Annotated in this window: 11 protein-coding genes; 2 read left to right on the top strand and 9 right to left on the bottom strand. The window is 71.5% G+C overall.

Translation table 11 applies throughout. The features are described from left to right. Nucleotides 1–32: 32 nt before the first annotated feature. Genes OG406_RS08675 through tkt form a run of 7 tightly spaced genes read right to left on the bottom strand, consistent with a single transcriptional unit; the run spans nt 33 to nt 9007 of the window. On the bottom strand, nt 33–644 hold the full coding sequence (locus OG406_RS08675; protein ID WP_164370240.1) for a histidine phosphatase family protein: 612 nt from the start codon (nt 642–644) through the stop codon (nt 33–35). Between the two features lie 8 nt (nt 645–652). Next, nucleotides 653–1531, bottom strand: a complete 879-nt coding sequence (gene gnd, locus OG406_RS08670; RefSeq protein ID WP_329185102.1) for a phosphogluconate dehydrogenase (NAD(+)-dependent, decarboxylating) — start codon at nt 1529–1531, stop codon at nt 653–655. A 6-nt stretch (nt 1532–1537) separates the two neighbouring features. Next, entirely contained in the window at nt 1538–3187 is a 1650-nt protein-coding gene (gene pgi / locus OG406_RS08665; RefSeq protein WP_329185100.1) for a glucose-6-phosphate isomerase, read from the bottom strand. Next, the gene (gene opcA / locus OG406_RS08660; RefSeq protein WP_266617526.1) at nt 3180–4112 is read right to left on the bottom strand and encodes a glucose-6-phosphate dehydrogenase assembly protein OpcA; all 933 of its coding nucleotides are present in this window, start codon (nt 4110–4112) and stop codon (nt 3180–3182) included. Before opcA ends, pgi begins: the two co-directional genes overlap by 8 nt. After that, nucleotides 4109–5770, bottom strand: a complete 1662-nt coding sequence (zwf, locus tag OG406_RS08655; protein ID WP_329185099.1) for a glucose-6-phosphate dehydrogenase — start codon at nt 5768–5770, stop codon at nt 4109–4111. The genes opcA and zwf overlap by 4 nt, the downstream gene beginning before the upstream one ends. Beyond that, a complete protein-coding gene (gene tal / locus OG406_RS08650) occupies nt 5767–6912 on the bottom strand; it encodes a transaldolase (protein WP_164371493.1) in 1146 nt (381 codons plus the stop codon). The genes zwf and tal overlap by 4 nt, the downstream gene beginning before the upstream one ends. A 19-nt stretch (nt 6913–6931) precedes the next feature. After that, complete coding sequence (gene tkt / locus OG406_RS08645; protein WP_329185097.1) at nt 6932–9007, bottom strand: transketolase; 2076 nt, start codon at nt 9005–9007, stop codon at nt 6932–6934. A 146-nt stretch (nt 9008–9153) separates the two neighbouring features. On the opposite strand from tkt, the gene OG406_RS08640 reads away from it, so the two are divergent. Continuing rightward, nucleotides 9154–10083, top strand: coding sequence for a helix-turn-helix domain-containing protein (locus OG406_RS08640; protein ID WP_327408515.1), 930 nt, complete (start codon nt 9154–9156; stop codon nt 10081–10083). 78 nt (nt 10084–10161) lie between these two features. On the opposite strand, the gene OG406_RS08635 is transcribed toward OG406_RS08640, so the two are convergent. Both OG406_RS08635 and OG406_RS08630 read right to left on the bottom strand, forming a co-directional pair. Continuing rightward, nucleotides 10162–11565, bottom strand: coding sequence for a glycoside hydrolase family 16 protein (locus tag OG406_RS08635; RefSeq protein ID WP_266617528.1), 1404 nt, complete (start codon nt 11563–11565; stop codon nt 10162–10164). Between the two features lie 237 nt (nt 11566–11802). After that, nucleotides 11803–13098: a L,D-transpeptidase gene (locus tag OG406_RS08630; protein ID WP_438829368.1), complete on the bottom strand. Its 1296-nt coding sequence runs from the start codon at nt 13096–13098 to the stop codon at nt 11803–11805. Nucleotides 13099–13403: 305 nt separating this feature from the next. Here OG406_RS08630 and OG406_RS08625 point away from each other — a divergent pair, with 305 nt between their 5' ends. Then, on the top strand, nt 13404–16106 hold the full coding sequence (locus OG406_RS08625; RefSeq protein WP_329185094.1) for an FAD/NAD(P)-binding protein: 2703 nt from the start codon (nt 13404–13406) through the stop codon (nt 16104–16106). Nucleotides 16107–16111: the final 5 nt, after the last annotated feature.

Genomic DNA, 16111 nt, shown 5'->3' with positions numbered 1-16111 from the left:
GTCTCTGCGGAGAATCTGCGGAGAAGACGGTGCTAGCCGACCGTGACGGCGGGGCCCGGCTCGTTCCACGTCGCGATCACCGGATCGCCGTGCTCGGTGGAGAGCCGGCTCACCGTGCCGGTCGCGAGCTGGAACAGCCGCCCCGACCCGGCCGGAAGGCCGAGCCTGCGGGCTGTCAGCACCCGCAGGAAGTGCGCGTGCGCCACGAGCACCACATCGCCCTCCTCGGCGCGCAGCGCCGCATCCACCCGGGCCAGCACCCGGTCGGCGCGCTCGCCGACGTCGCGGGGGGACTCGCCGGGACGGCCGTCGGGACCCGGCGGCACCCCGTCGGTCCACAGCACCCAGTCGGGCCGCTCCGTGTGGATGGCGCGGGTGGTGACACCCTCGTAGCCGCCGTAGTCCCATTCGTGCAGATCGGGGTCGATCCGCGCGTCGGACAGACCCGCCAGCTCGGCCGTGCGGACCGCGCGGCCGAGCGGGCTGGTGAGGACCCGGGCGAAGGAGCGCCCGGCGAAGAACGGGGCCAGGGACTTGGCCTGTTCCTCGCCGTGTTGCGTGAGCGGGAGGTCGGTCCAGCTCGTGTGCCGGCCCGACACGCTCCACTCGGTCTCGCCGTGGCGGACCAGGACGAGGTCGCCCATGGCGCGGGCTACTTCGCCGACTCGACGGCGTGGCCGCCGAACTGGTTGCGCAGCGCCGCGATCATCTTCATCTGCGGCGAGTCGTCCTGGCGGGACGCGAAGCGCGCGAAGAGGGAAGCGGTGATGGCGGGCAGCGGGACGGCGTTGTCGATGGCCGCCTCGACGGTCCAGCGGCCCTCGCCGGAGTCGTCGGCGTGGCCGCGCAGCTTGTCCAGGTGCTCGTCGCCGTCCAGGGCGTTGACGGCGAGGTCGAGCAGCCAGGAGCGGATCACGGTGCCCTCCTGCCAGGAGCGGAACACCTCGCGCACGTCGGTGACGGAGTCGACCTTCTCCAGCAGCTCCCAGCCCTCGGCGTAGGCCTGCATCATGGCGTACTCGATGCCGTTGTGGACCATCTTGGAGAAGTGGCCGGCGCCGACCTTGCCGGCGTGCACGAAGCCGAAGTCGCCCTCGGGCTTGAGGGCGTCGAAGACCGGCTGGACCTTGGCTATGTTCTCGGCGTCGCCGCCGACCATCAGCGCGTAGCCGTTCTTCAGGCCCCAGACGCCGCCGGAGACACCGGCGTCGACGAAGCCGATGCCCTTGGCCGCCAGCTCCTCGGCGTGTTTCTCGTCGTCGGTCCAGCGGGAGTTGCCGCCGTCCACGACCGTGTCGCCGGCCTCCAGCAGATCGCCGAGCTCGTCGATGACGGTCTGGGTGGGGGCTCCGGCCGGCACCATCACCCAGACCACACGCGGTCCTTCGAGCTTGCCCACGAGTTCGGCGAGGCTGTTGACGTCGGCGAGGTCCGGGTTGCGGTCGTAGCCGACGACGGTGTGGCCGGCGAGGCGTATGCGCTCCCGCATGTTGCCGCCCATCTTGCCGAGACCGATGAGTCCGAGCTGCATATCAGTTCACTTCTTCCCGAGAGAGCGGTAGGTGGCCACGAGGGCGGTGGTGGAGGGGTCGAGCCCCGGTACGTCGGTGCCGTCGGTGAGGGCGGGCTCGATGCGTTTGGCGAGGACCTTGCCGAGTTCGACGCCCCACTGGTCGAAGGAGTCGATGTTCCAGACCGCGCCCTGGACGAACACCTTGTGCTCGTACAACGCGATCAACTGGCCCAGCACGGACGGCGTCAGCTCGGCCGCGAGGATCGTGGTGGTGGGATGGTCACCGCGGAACGTCTTGTGCGCGACCAGCTCCTCCGGGACCCCTTCGGCGCGGACCTCGTCGGGCGTCTTGCCGAACGCGAGGGCCTGCGTCTGGGCGAAGAAGTTCGCCATCAGCAGGTCGTGCTGCGCCTTGAGCGTCTCGCTCAGCTCACCCACCGGGTTCGCGAACCCGATGAAGTCCGCCGGGATCAGCTTCGTCCCCTGATGGATCAACTGGTAGTACGCGTGCTGCCCGTTGGTGCCCGGCGTCCCCCACACCACCGGACCCGTCTGCCACTCCACCGGCCGGCCCTCACGGTCGACCGACTTGCCGTTGGACTCCATGTCCAGCTGCTGCAGATACGCCGTGAACCGCGACAGGTAGTGCGAGTACGGCAGCACCGCGTGCGACTGCGCGTCGTGGAAGTTCCCGTACCAGATCCCCAACAGGCCCATCAGCAACGGCGCGTTGGCCTCCGCCGGAGCCGTACGGAAGTGCTCGTCGACCAGACGGAAACCGTCCAGCATCTCCCGGAACCGGTCCGCACCGATCGCGATCATCAGGGACAGGCCGATCGCCGAGTCGAAGGAGTACCGGCCCCCGACCCAGTCCCAGAACTCGAACATGTTCGCCGTGTCGATCCCGAAGTCCGCGACCTTGCCGCTGTTCGTCGACAACGCCACGAAGTGCCGGGCGACCGCCTCCTGACCCGCCTTCAGACCCTCCAGCAGCCACTCGCGCGCGGACGTCGCGTTCGTGATCGTCTCGATCGTGGTGAACGTCTTCGACGCGATCACGAACAGCGTCTCCGCCGGGTCCAGGCCCTGCAACGCCTCGTGCAGGTCCGCGCCGTCCACGTTCGACACGAAGCGCACCGTCAGCCCGCGGTCGGTGAAGGGACGCAGCACCTCGTAGGCCATCGCCGGACCCAGATCCGAGCCGCCGATACCGATGTTCACCACATTGCGGATCGGCCGCCCGGTGTGACCGGTCCACTCACCCGAGCGCACCCGCCCCGCGAACGCGGCCATCTTGTCGAGCACCGCGTGCACCCCGGGAACGACGTTCTCGCCGTCGACCTCCACCACCGCGTCGGCCGGCGCCCGCAACGCGGTGTGCAGCACCGCCCGGTCCTCCGTCGTGTTGATCTTCTCGCCCCGGAACATCGCGTCCCGCAACCCGAACACGTCCGTCGCGGAGGCCAGTTCCTGGAGCAGGGCGAGGGTCTCGTCCGTGATCAGGTGCTTGGAGTAGTCGATGTGCAGATCGCCGACCCGGACGACGTAGCGCTCGGCGCGGCCGGGGTCGGTGGCGAACAGCTCACGCAGGTGCGGCTGGAGCAGCGTGGTCGCGCGGTGGTCCTCCAGGGCCACCCACTCCGGACGCCGCGTGAGACGGGGGAAGTCAGGCACGTGAGGTCTCCTTGGTGGCCTCGCCCCGCAGGGCGACGGCGTACATCTCGTCCGCGTCGAGGCGGCGCAGTTCCTCGGCGATCAGCTCGGAGGTGGAGCGCACCTTCAGCGCCAGGGTGCGCGGGGGCTGTCCCGGCAGGGACAGCGTGGCCAGCGGCCCGTCGGGACGGTCGATCACGATCTCGCCGTTCTCGGTGCCGAGCCGTACGGCGGTCACCACGGGCCCCGCGGTGACGACGCGTTCGGCGGTGACCTTGAGGCGGGCCTCCAGCCAGCGGGCGAGCAGTTCGGCGCTCGGGTTCTGCGCCTCGCTCTCGACCGTCGCCGAGATCACCTTCGCGCGGGCCTGGTCGAGGGCCGCCGCCAGCATGGAGCGCCACGGCGTCAGCCGGGTCCACGCCAGGTCGGTGTCACCCGGCGCGTACGAGGCGGCGCGGGCGTCCAGGGCGCGCAGCGGGTCCTCGACGGCGTACATGTCGGTGATCCGGCGCTGCGCGAGGGCGCCCAGCGGGTCCTTGACCGGGTTGTCCGGGGCGTCCACCGGCCACCAGACGACGACGGGCGCGTCCGGCAGCAGCAGGGGCAGGACCACGGAGTCGGCGTGGTCGGACACCTCGCCGTAGGTCCGCAGGACGACCGTCTCGCCGGTGCCCGCGTCCGATCCGACGCGCACCTCCGCGTCGAGGCGGGAGTTGGTGCGGTCGCGCGGGGTGCGGGCGACGCGCTTGATGACGACCAGCGTCCGCGAGGGGTGCTCGCGGGACGCCTCCTCGGCCGCCTTGATGGCGTCGTAGGCGTTCTCCTCGTCGGTCACGATGACCATCGTCAGGACCATGCCCACGGCGGGGGTGCCGATGGCCCGGCGTCCCTGCACGAGCGCCTTGTTGATCTTGCTTGCCGTGGTGTCGGTCAGGTCGATCTTCATGGCCTGCGCCAGCTCCGTCCGTCTCGTGCGAGCATCTCGTCGGCTTCCTTCGGGCCCCAGCTGCCCGAGGGGTACTGCGCCGGCTTGCCGTGCGCGTCCCAGTACCCCTCGATCGGGTCGAGGACCTTCCAGGACTCTTCCACCTCCTGGTGACGGGGGAAGAGATTGGCGTCGCCGAGCAGGACATCCAGGATCAGCCGTTCGTACGCCTCCGGGCTGGACTCGGTGAACGACTCGCCGTACGCGAAGTCCATGGTGACGTCCCGGATCTCCATCGAGGTACCCGGGACCTTGGATCCGAAGCGCACCGTCATGCCCTCGTCCGGCTGGACGCGGATGACGATCGCGTTCGCGCCGAGTTCCTCGGTGGCCGTGGAGTCGAAGGGGGAGTGCGGGGCGCGCTGGAAGACGACCGCGATCTCCGTGACGCGGCGGCCGAGCCGCTTGCCGGTGCGCAGGTAGAAGGGGACGCCCGCCCAACGGCGGTTGTCGACCTGGAGCTTGACGGCCGCGTAGGTGTCGGTCGTCGACGCGGGGTCGATGCCGTCCTCCTGGAGGTAGCCGCGCACCCGCTCGCCGCCCTGCCAGCTCGCCGCGTACTGGCCGCGCACGGTGTGCTCGCCCAGGTTCTCCGGCAGCTTCACCGCGCGCAGCACCTTGAGCTTCTCGGTCAGCAGCGACTCGGCGTCGAACGCGGCCGGTTCCTCCATGGCGGTCAGCGCCATCAGCTGCAGGAGGTGGTTCTGGATGACGTCGCGGGCGGACCCGATGCCGTCGTAGTAGCCGGCCCGTCCGCCGATGCCGATGTCCTCGGCCATGGTGATCTGGACGTGGTCGACGTACGACCGGTTCCAGATGGGCTCGTACATCTGGTTGGCGAAGCGGAGCGCCAGGATGTTCTGGACGGTCTCCTTGCCGAGGTAGTGGTCGATACGGAACACCTGGTCCGGGTCGAACACCTCGTGCACGATCTTGTTCAGCTCGCGCGCGCTCTTCAGGTCGTGGCCGAACGGCTTCTCGATGACCGCACGCCGCCACGACCCCTCGGGGGCGTCGGCGAGTCCGTGCTTCTTGAGCTGCTGGACGACCTTGGGGAAGAACTTCGGCGGGACGGACAGATAGAACGCGTAGTTGCCGCTGGTCCCCTGCGAGGAGTCCAACTCCTCGACAGCCTCACGCAGTTGCTCGAACGCGTTGTCGTCGTCGAAGTCGCCGGGGATGAACCGCATGCCCTCGGCGAGCTGCTGCCAGACCTCCTCGCGGAACTCGGTGCGCGCGTGCTCGCGCACCGAGTCGTGCACCACCTGCGCGAAGTCCTGGTCCTCCCACTCACGCCGGGCGAACCCGAGGAGCGAGAAACCCGGCGGCAGCAGACCGCGGTTGGCGAGGTCGTACACGGCCGGCATCAGCTTCTTGCGCGACAGGTCACCGGTCACACCGAAGATGACGAGCCCGGAGGGGCCCGCGATCCGGGGGAGCCGGCGGTCGCGCGGGTCACGCAGCGGGTTGTCCCAGTCGGCCGCGGGGACGACGCCGAGCGCCTCGGCGAGCGCCTCGGGCGTCAGGCCGGACGGTTCCACGGGCGCGTCACCGGATCCCTGCGGCGCGGCGGGCGCAACCTCCGGGGCGGCGTCGGCAGGTGTTCCACGCTTGGTCATTCCCCCTCAACTCCCTTGCCGCGCAGCGAGGTCGCGACGGCCTCCAGCAGGTCCTCCCACGCCACCTCGAACTTCGCGACGGCCTCGGTCTCCAGCTGGGCGACGACCTCGTCGTAGGAGATCCCGAGCGCCTCGACGGCGGCCAGGTCGGCACGCGCCTGGGCGTAGCCGCCGGTCACCGCGTCACCGTGGATGTCGCCGTGGTCGGCGGTCGCGTTCAGCGTCGCCTCCGGCATGGTGTTCACCGTGCCCGGCGCGACCAGCTCGTCGACGTACAGGGTGTCCTTGTACGCGGGGTCCTTGACCCCCGTGGACGCCCACAGCGGACGCTGCTTGTTGGCGCCGGACGGGGCGAGCGCCGTCCAGCGGTCCCCGGCGAACACCTCCTCGTACGCCTCGTAGGCGAGCCGCGCGTTGGCGAGCGCCGCACGGCCCTTGAGCGCGAGGGCCTCGTCGGTGCCGGCCTTGGCGAGCCGCTTGTCGATCTCGGCGTCGACGCGGGAGACGAAGAAGGAGGCGACGGAGTGGATGCCGGCGAGGTCGATGCCCGCCGCGTCCGCCTTCTCCAGGCCCGCCAGGTAGGCGTCCATGACGGCGCGGTAGCGCTCCAGGGAGAAGATCAGCGTCACGTTGACGCTGATGCCGAGGCCGATGACCTCGGTGATCGCCGGGAGGCCCGCCTTCGTCGCGGGGATCTTGATCATCACGTTCGGGCGGTCGACGAGCCAGGCGAGCTGCTTGGCCTCGGCGATGGTGGCGGCCGTGTCGTGGGCCAGCCGGGGGTCGACCTCGATGGAGACCCGGCCGTCACGGCCACCCGTGGTCTCGAACACGGGGCGCAGGATGTCGGCGGCGGCGCGGACGTCCGCGGTCGTCATCATCCGCACGGCCTCGTCGACCGTCACCTTGCGGACGGCCAGGTCGGCGAGCTGCTCCTCGTAGCCCTCGCCGGAGCCGATGGCGGCCTGGAAGATGGACGGGTTGGTGGTCACGCCCACCACATGGCGGTTCTCGACGAGTTCGGCCAGGTTGCCGGACTCGATGCGCTTGCGGGACAGGTCGTCCAGCCAGATGGACACGCCTTCGTCGGAGAGGCGCTTCAGGTTTGCCGCGGTCGCGGTTGCTTCGGTCACAGTGATCATCTTCCTTGGTACGAACGGATCAACCGCGCAGGGCGGAGAGGGATTCCCGCGCGGCGGCGGCGACGTTCTCGGCGGTGAAGCCGAACTCGGCGAACAGTGTCTTGGCGTCGGCGGAGGCGCCGAAGTGCTCCAGCGAAACGATGCGTCCTGCGTCACCGACGTAGCGGTACCAGGTCAGACCGATTCCGGCCTCGACCGCCACGCGGGCCTTCACGGACGGCGGAAGGACACGCTCCCGGTACTCCGCGGGCTGCTCCTCGAACCACTCGACGGACGGCATCGACACGACACGGGTGCCGACACCCTCCGCCTCCAGGCGCTCGCGCGCCTCGACGGCGAGCTGCACCTCGGAGCCGGTGGCGATGAGGAGCACGTCCGGGGTCTCGGTGGAGGAGTCCTTCAGGACGTATCCGCCGCGCGCGGCGTCGGGGTCGGCCCGGTAGGTCGGCACGCCCTGACGGGTGAGGGCCAGACCGTGCGGGGCCGGGTCGGTGGCGTGCCGGCGCAGGATCTCGGCCCAGGCGATCGAGGTCTCGTTCGCGTCGGCCGGGCGGACGATGTTCAGGCCCGGGATGGCCCGCAGCGAGGCGAGGTGCTCGACCGGCTGGTGCGTGGGGCCGTCCTCGCCGAGACCGACGGAGTCGTGCGTCCAGACGTACGTGACCGGGAGCTGCATCAGCGCGGACAGCCGGACGGCGTTGCGCATGTAGTCGGAGAACACCAGGAAGGTGCCGCCGTAGATGCGGGTGTTGCCGTGCAGCGCGATGCCGTTCATCTCGGCGGCCATCGAGTGCTCACGGATGCCGAAGTGCACGGTGCGGCCGTACGGGTCGGCCTCCGGCAGCGGGTTGCCCCTCGGCAGGAAGGACGATGTCTTGTCGATGGTGGTGTTGTTCGAGCCGGCCAGGTCGGCGGAGCCGCCCCACAGCTCGGGGAGCACCTCCCCGAGGGCCTGGAGCGCCTTGCCGGACGCGGCGCGGGTGGCCACGGAGGTGCCTTCCTCGAAGACCGGCAGCGCGGCCTCCCAGCCCTCGGGGAGCTGGCCCGCGACGATCCGGTCGAAGAGCTTGGCGCGCTCCGGGTCGGCGGTGCGCCAGGCGCCGATCCGCTTGTCCCAGGCGGCGTGCGCCTCGGCACCCCGGTCGAGGGCCTGCCGGGCGTGGGCCAGCACCTCGGCGTCGACCTGGAAGGTCTGCTCCGGGTCGAAGCCCAGGATGCGCTTGGTGGCGGCGATCTCCTCGGCGCCGAGCGCCGAGCCGTGCGAGGCCTCGGTGTTCTGCGCGTTCGGTGCGGGCCACGCGATGATCGTGCGCATCGCGATGATGGAGGGGCGCCCCGTCTCGGCCTTGGCCGCGGTGAGCGCGGCGTGCAGCGCGTGCACGTCGATGTCGCCGCCGAGGGCGGGCTCGATGCGCTGCACGTGCCAGCCGTACGCCTCGTAGCGCGCCAGGACGTCCTCGGAGAAGGCCGTCGCGGTGTCGCCCTCGATGGAGATGTGGTTGTCGTCGTAGACGAAGACCAGGTTGCCGAGCTTCTGGTGGCCGGCGAGCGAGGACGCCTCGGCGGAGATGCCCTCCTCCAGGTCGCCGTCGGAGACGATCGCCCAGATGGTGTGGTCGAAGGGCGAGTCGCCCTCGGCGGTCTCCGGGTCGAACAGACCGCGCTCGTAGCGGGCGGCCATCGCCATGCCGACAGCGTTGGCGACGCCCTGGCCGAGCGGGCCCGTCGTGGTCTCGACACCGGCGGTGTGGCCGTACTCGGGGTGTCCCGGCGTCTTCGACCCGTGCGTGCGGAACGCCTTCAGGTCGTCGAGGCCGAGCTCGTAGCCCGACAGGAAGAGCTGGGTGTAAAGAGTCAGCGAGGTGTGGCCGGGGGAGAGGACGAAGCGGTCGCGTCCGGTCCACTCCGGGTCGGCCGGGTCGTGACGCATCACCTTCTGAAAGAGGGTGTACGCCGCCGGGGCCAGGCTCATCGCGGTTCCGGGATGGCCGTTGCCCACCTTCTGCACCGCGTCAGCGGCCAGGATGCGGGCGGTGTCGACGGCTCGGCGGTCGAGCTCGGTCCAGGTGAAGTCGTCGGAGCTCTGCGTACTCATCTTCAAGAAGTCCTCACGGGAGGGGTCATCGCTGGTCGAACGCCTTCAAACCTAAAAGTCAGACTTTTGCCGGGGAAGGTGCCCGTGTGTCAGCCTTCGGTGAAAGTGGGACACGCAGAGTCGTGGCGAGCCGACGCGAGAAGGACATGGCAGACAGAACCACCCAAGGCGGGAGCCCGGACCGGAGCGGTGCCGCGGGCGGGGGAGGCACCCCGGACGGGATCAGGACGTTCCCCTTCCCGTCCGACCTGAGCCTCTCCGGCGTCGGCATGCAGGTCGGCGCGATGGGCACCGGGCGCACCTGGCACGCGGAGGCCCCGCTGGAGCGCGTGCACCGCATCGACTTCCACGTCGTGATGCTCTTCAGCGAGGGCCCGGTCCGGCACATGATCGACTTCGCCGAGTACGAGGCCGCGGCGGGCGACATCCTGTGGATCCGGCCCGGCCAGGTGCACCGCTTCTCCAGCACCGACCGCTACCGCGGCACCGTCCTGACCATGCAGCCCGGGTTCCTGCCCCGCGCGACCGTCGAGGCGACCGGCCTCTACCGGTACGACCTGCCCCCGCTGCTGCACCCCGCGGCGGACCGGCTGGCGGCGCTGGAGCACTCGCTCGCCCAGCTGGAGCGCGAGTACGTCGACACCACCACGCTGCCGCTCAGCCTGCACACCTCGGTGCTGCGGCACTCCCTGACCGCGTTCCTGCTGCGCCTCGCCCATCTCGCGGCCAGTTCCGCCGAGGCGGCCCGGGAACACACCGACACCACCTTCACCCGCTTCCGGGACGCGGTCGAGAAGGACTTCGCCACCAATCACAGCGTCAGCGCCTACGCCGACGGGCTCGGCTACTCGCGGCGCACCCTGGTCCGCGCGGTGCGCGCCGCCACGGGCGAGACGCCCAAGGGGTTCATCGACAAACGGGTTGTCCTGGAGGCCAAACGGCTCCTCGCCCACACGGAGATGCCGATCGGGCGCATCGGGGTGGCCGTCGGCTTCCCCGACTCGGCGAACTTCTCGAAGTTCTTCCAGCAGCACACGGGCGCGGCCCCGGCGGCCTTCCGCGCCGAACTGCGCTGAGAGGGGCGGACCGTGTGGTCCGCCCCTCCCGTCCGGCCGTCCGGCCGTCGGTCACCGCTCCCCGCGGGGAGCCGCGGCTCAGTGACCGAAGTCGAACCAGTTGACGTTCACGAAGTCGGCCGGCTGGCCGCTGGTGAAGGTCAGATAGACGTCGTGCGTCCCGGTGACGGAGCTGATGTTCGCCGGTACGGTCCGCCAGGACTGCCAGCCACCGGTGTTGCCGAGCGCGAAGCTGCCGACGGGCGTCGCGGTCCGGCTGTCGAGACGCACCTCGACGAGGCCGCTGACACTGCCGCCCGCGCCGCTCGCGACCCGCCCGTAGAACTGCCGGGCCGCCGTGGAACCGAAGTTGACGCCCTTGTAGAGCGCGTAGTCGCCGTTCGCGAGGGAGCTGATGTTCTGGCCGCCGCCGGTGTCGGTGGTGGTCTCGGTGCCGACGCCCGCCTGCCCGTCGTACGACTCGGCCTGGATCGCGCCGTAGGCGTCACGGTTGCCGGTGGGCGGCGGGGTGGTCCCGCCACCGCCGCCGGCCGACTGGAGGACCTGGACGTAGTCGACGACCATCGGGTGGCCCGGCACCGTGCCGCTGTCCGGACCGCCGCCGAACGCGTCGGGGAAGCCGCCGCCCATCGCCACGTTCAGGATCACGAAGTAGCCGTGGTTGGTGGCGTTCGCCCAGGTGGTCGCGTCGACCTGGTTCGCCTTCACCGTGTGGAAGTTGACGCCGTCAAGGTAGAAGCGGATCTCCTCGGGGCTCGTCGACCGGTCCCACTCCATGGCGTACGTGTGGAAGCCGGCCTGGCATGTGCTGCCCGCGCACGGGGTGTTGCCGCCGATGCCGGACGTCTCGTTGCACGGGCCGCCCGGGTTGGTGCCGCAGTGCATCGTGGCCCACTCGGTGTTGAGGCCCTGGACGTTCTCCATGATGTCCAGCTCGCCGACGCTCGGCCAGTTCTGGTAGTTGCCGCGGTACGGCGCGCCGAGTGCCCAGAACGCGGGCCAGTAGCCCTTGGCGGCGGCACCGGTCACGTTCGGCATCTGGATCCGCGACTCGACGCGCAGTTTGCCCCCGGCGGGGGGCTGGAAGTCGGTGCGCTTGGTCTCGATGCGGCCCGAGGTCCAGTTGCCGGATGCGTCACGGCGCGGGGTGATCAGCAGGTTGCCGCTGCCGTCCAGGGCGACGTTGTTGGTGCTGGAGGTCATGGTCTCGACCTCGCCCGTGCCCCAGTTGGCGGCGCCGCCCGGGTAACTGGTGCCCGTGTCGTACTGCCAGTTGGCGGTGTTGACGCCGGTTCCGGCCGTGCCGTTGAAGTCGTCGAGGAAGACCTGGGACCAGCCGGAGGGGGGAGTGGGGGCGGACGCGTTCGCGGGGAGGGTGGCGGCCGTCGCGGCGGCCGCGGCCAGACTCAGCGTGCTGAACACGGCGATGAGTACACGCCGGAGGGAGCCGCGTCTGACGGGTGTGCCGGAAGTTTCACTCATGGGTGCCTCTTCGGGTACGGAGTGTGGGGTGCGCGGGTGGTCGTGAGAGCGCTCCCATGGCTCGTGAGAGCGCTCTCACAGCAGGTGCGCGGCCAATGTGCTCTCTGTCACTCCGGCCGTCAAGAGGTGAAGCCGAGAAACTCCTTGCGTCGTACGGGAGTTCACGCCGTGAAAGAAGGAGTCACGGGGCCGGGGCGGGCGGTGTGCCGCGTCGGCACCCGCCCCTCGGCGCCACCGTCACAGGGCGCTGCCGGTCTTCCAGTCCGCCCAGGACAGGTTCCAGCCGTTGAGGCCGTTCGACGCCTCGACGGTCCGTTCGCCGGAGTTCACGACCACCACCACGTCCCCGAGCATCGAGCTGTCGTAGAACCGGTGACCCGGTACGGAACGGTCCGCCCCGCCCTTGGCGTCGCGCAGGCCGATGCAGCCGTGGCTGGTGTTGCCGCTCCCGAAGACCGAGGACGCGGCCCAGTAGTTGCCGTGGATGAACGTGCCGGACGTGGTCAGGCGCTGGGCGTGCGGCACATCCGCGATGTCGTACTCGTCGCCGAGGCCCACGGTCGAGGACTCCATCCGGGTCTGCCGCAGCCGCTCGCTGATCACCATGATCCCGGACCAGGTGGTGTGGTCCGTGTCGCCGCCGGTGACCGGGTAGCTCGCGACGGCCGTGCCGTCCCGCTCGACCGTCATCGTGTCCTTCGCGAGATCCACGGTGCTCACCTGGCGGCGGCCGATGCGGAAGGTGACGTCCTTCGACTGGACGCCGTAGACGCCGTCCGCGCCCTCGACGTCCTTCAGCCGCAGGCTCAGCGTGATCTTCGTGCCGGCGGCCCAGTACTCCCGGGGCCGGAAGTCGAGCCGGGTGTTCCCGAACCAGTGGCCGACGATCTCGACCGCCGGCTCCGCCGTGACGGTGATGGCCTTCTCGACGGCCGCCCGGTCCGCCACGGCGTGCGTGAAGGCGATCGACACCGGCATGCCGACACCCGAGGTGGAATTCGCCTCCGGCGTGAACCGGCCCACGAAGGTCTCGCCCGGGGACTTCGTGACGAAGCTCGTGGTGTGTTCCGAACCGTCGTCCGTCTTCGCCGTGACCGTGTATTTGGTGCCCGAGTACGGATGCCTCGTGGAGGTCCATCGGGTACGGCCCGCGTCGAAGGATCCGGCCAGCAGGGAACCGTCGTTGCCGGACACCACGACCGTCGACAGGGTGCCGTCCGTCACGGCTATCCCGACCGGGCTGGTGAACGCGGCCTTCTTCGTGCCGTCGGCCGGGGTGACGGTGACGGTCGGCGTCCTGACCTGGGGCGTTGCCCCTGAACCGGCTGTCGCGCCGCCGGTCGCCGTCGCGCCGGTTCCCCCCGCCGCGCCGGCGGACGAGCCGCATCCTGTCAGGGCGAGGGCCGGTACGGCCGCGCCGAGCGCGGTGAGCACCCCGCGGCGTGACCAGGCGGGACGCCCGCTCCGGCGCGGGTGCCGTCCTGCGGTCTCCGGCACGGACTCGGGCCGGACGGATATCTCGGGGACCTCCACGGAACGCCTTTCCTCGATTCTGCTCCCCCTTGCCTCCGAGGCATCTTGTGCGACATTCATGGGTCGATTCTTTGAATTCGGCGTCCCTCACCTGAGATTCCTGTGAGGACTCCCGCACAGACGTCCGGAATCCACGGTGTCGGGCCGCCCCCGTCGGTGAACAGAGTAGGAAGCGCCGAACGGAGTCCTGTGTCTCCGGTGAAAGCCCCCTCTTTCTCTCCGGGGGCCTTTCCGGCGGCTCCGGCCGACGGGGGAGACGGAGGAGTTCCACCTGTCGGATCCGCACCCACCCGCCGGAGGTATCCGTGAGTCCTGCCCGTGAGCGACCCACCGTGGCCATCGTCGGGGCGGGCGCGGCCGGCACCCTCACCGCCGTGCAGCTGTGCGAGGGGGCGGCCCGCCGCCGGACGCCCCTCCGCCTCGTCCTGATCGATCCCGCCCCCGAGGCCGGACGCGGCACCGCGTACGCCACCATCGACCCCCGGCACCGGCTCAACGTGCCTGCGGGTGACATGAGTTGCTACCCCGACGACCCGGGCCACTTCACCCGCTGGCTGTGCCGGCACGGCGAACCCACCGTCAGGCCGGCCGACTTCGCCACCCGCTACCGCTACGGCGCCTACCTCGCCGACACCCTCGCGCGGGCCGTCGTCCACGCCCACGGCACGGTCGCCGTACAGCGACTGCGGACCAGGGCGGAGGCCTGCACCCGAACCTCCGACGGCCGACGGGAACTCCGGCTCGCCGACGGGACAAGCCTGGTGGCCGACGGCGTGGTCCTCGCCACCGGACCGGCAGGCGCCACCGCCGGCTGGGCCCCACCCCGCCTCCGCGCCTCGGGGCGCTTCGTCCGGGCCCCCTGGGCACCGGGCGCCCTCGACGAGATCCTCGCCCGCCGGAACACCGGCGCCCGGGCCGACGTCCTGCTCGTCGGCACCGGCCTCACCGCGGTCGACCTGGCGCTCACCCTCGACCGGCCCGACCGCACCGTGCACGCCGTCTCCCGCACCGGACTGCTGCCCCAGCCGCACGCGCTGAGCCCCGCCGCGCCGATGGCCGCGCCCGACGACCTCGACGCCCCCACCCTCTCCGCGCTGCGCCGGACCGTCTACCGCCACATCGGCCGTGCGGTACGCACCCACGGCGACTGGCGGCCCGCCCTGGACAGCCTGCGCCCGCACACCGCGCGCCTGTGGCACAGCCTCACACCCGGCGAGCGCGCCGCGTTCCTGGAGCGCGAGGGCGCCCTGTGGAACACCCACCGCCACCGCATGGCGCCGGTGACGGCCGAATCCGTGGAGCGGGCGCGAACGGCCCGACGGCTGCGCCTGCACACCGGCCGGATCACCGGCACGGCCGCACAACCCGACGGCACCCTCCTGGTGACCCTCTCCGACGGCACCTGCATCGAGGCCGGATGGGTGATCGACTGCACCGGACCGGGCCCGCGTCCCGAAGACCCGCTGTGGCGTTGCCTGTTCGGCGCCGAGGCGGCGGTCCCCGGACCTCTCGGCCTGGGCGTCGCGACCCGTGACGGGCGGCTCGTCGACGCGTCGGGGCGGACCGGACCCGCCCTGTTCACCCTCGGCGCCCCACGCCGCGGGGAACTCTGGGAGACCACCGCGGTCCCCGAGATCCGCGCCCAGGCGGCCGACCTGGCACAGCGGTTGCTCACCCTTCTCGTCCCGCCGCGACGAGCCGCCCGCCGCCGTCCCCTCGACTCCCACGGACTCCCGCTGTCCACCCACGCCGCAGCGGCGGCCGCCCACCGCAGCGGACTCGAACGGGTCCTCAAGGTCAGGTCGGGCGCCGCGGACGCCTTCCGCCGCGCCGTCGCGCTCGACCCCGGCTTCGCCCTCGGACACGCCGCGCTCGCCCTGCTCGGTCACGAGGGCGGCGCCGACGTCGACGTACCGAGAGCGCTGGCCGACGCCCGCCGCGCCGCGCGGGAACGGGCCGACGAACGCGAGCGCTCCTTCGTCGACGTGGTCGACCGCCGGGTGCGCGCCGACACCCCCGACGCCGGCGCGGGCGCCCTGCTCGACCACCTCGCCGCCCACCCCGCCGACGCGCTGGCCCTCGCCGCAGCCGTGCCCACCATCGCCTTCTCCGGCATCAACGACCTCGACACCGCCTACGCGTTGAAGCTGGTCGAACAGGCCTCACCCGCCTACGACGGGCACTGGTTCCCGGCCTCGCTGCTCGCCTTCCTGCGGCAGGAGCAGGGCCGCTGGGCGGAGGCGGCCGAGCTGGCCCACCACGCCCTCGCCGCCGAGCCCGCCGCCGGACACGCCGTGCACGCGCTGGCCCACGTCCACTACGAGTCGGGCGCCCACGCGAAGGGCCGCGACTGGCTGGACGCCTGGGTCTCCGGCCGGGGCAGGGGAGCCGTCCACCGGGCCCACTTCTCCTGGCACATCGCCCTGCACGAACTCGCCCTGGACGACGCCGAAGCCGTCCGCAGACGCTGGTCCGCCCAGCTGGCCCCGGGCCGGGTGACCGGAGTGCGCGTGCTGGTCGACTCGGGGTCCCTGCTGTGGCGGGCCCGGCTCAGTGACAGCTGGCGGGGCCGGACAGCGGCGTCGGACGTGCTCGACAGCGTCGCCCCCGAGCACGTGGAGCGCCCGGCCACGGCCTTCACCGCCCTGCACGCGGCGGTCGCCCTCACGGCCGCAGGGGACCTCGCCGCGCTGCGCCGCCTCCGCGACCACGCCGCGGGTGCCGACCCGGTGCAGCGGGCGGTCGTCGCCCCGCTCTGCGAGGCCCTCGCCGCCCTCGTCGAGGAGCGCTTCGCCGACGCCGCCGCGGGCCTGGCCGCCCTCCTCCCGGTCCTCACCCGCGTCGGCGGCAGCGCGGCCCAGCGCGAGGTCGTGGAGGAGACCCTGTTCCACGCCCTCGTGGCGGCGGGCCACTGCGAGGCGGCCCGCCGGCTGCTGACCACCCGCCTCGACCGGGCCGACGCCCCGAGGGACCGCCGGCTGCTGGCGGAGCTGGGCGCCCCCCGGTGACCGCT

Source organism: Streptomyces sp. NBC_01428, assembly GCF_036231965.1.
GTDB lineage: Bacteria > Actinomycetota > Actinomycetes > Streptomycetales > Streptomycetaceae > Streptomyces.
The sequence above is the reverse complement of the archived record's forward strand: the minus strand, read 5'-3'. Positions and strand labels throughout refer to the sequence as shown.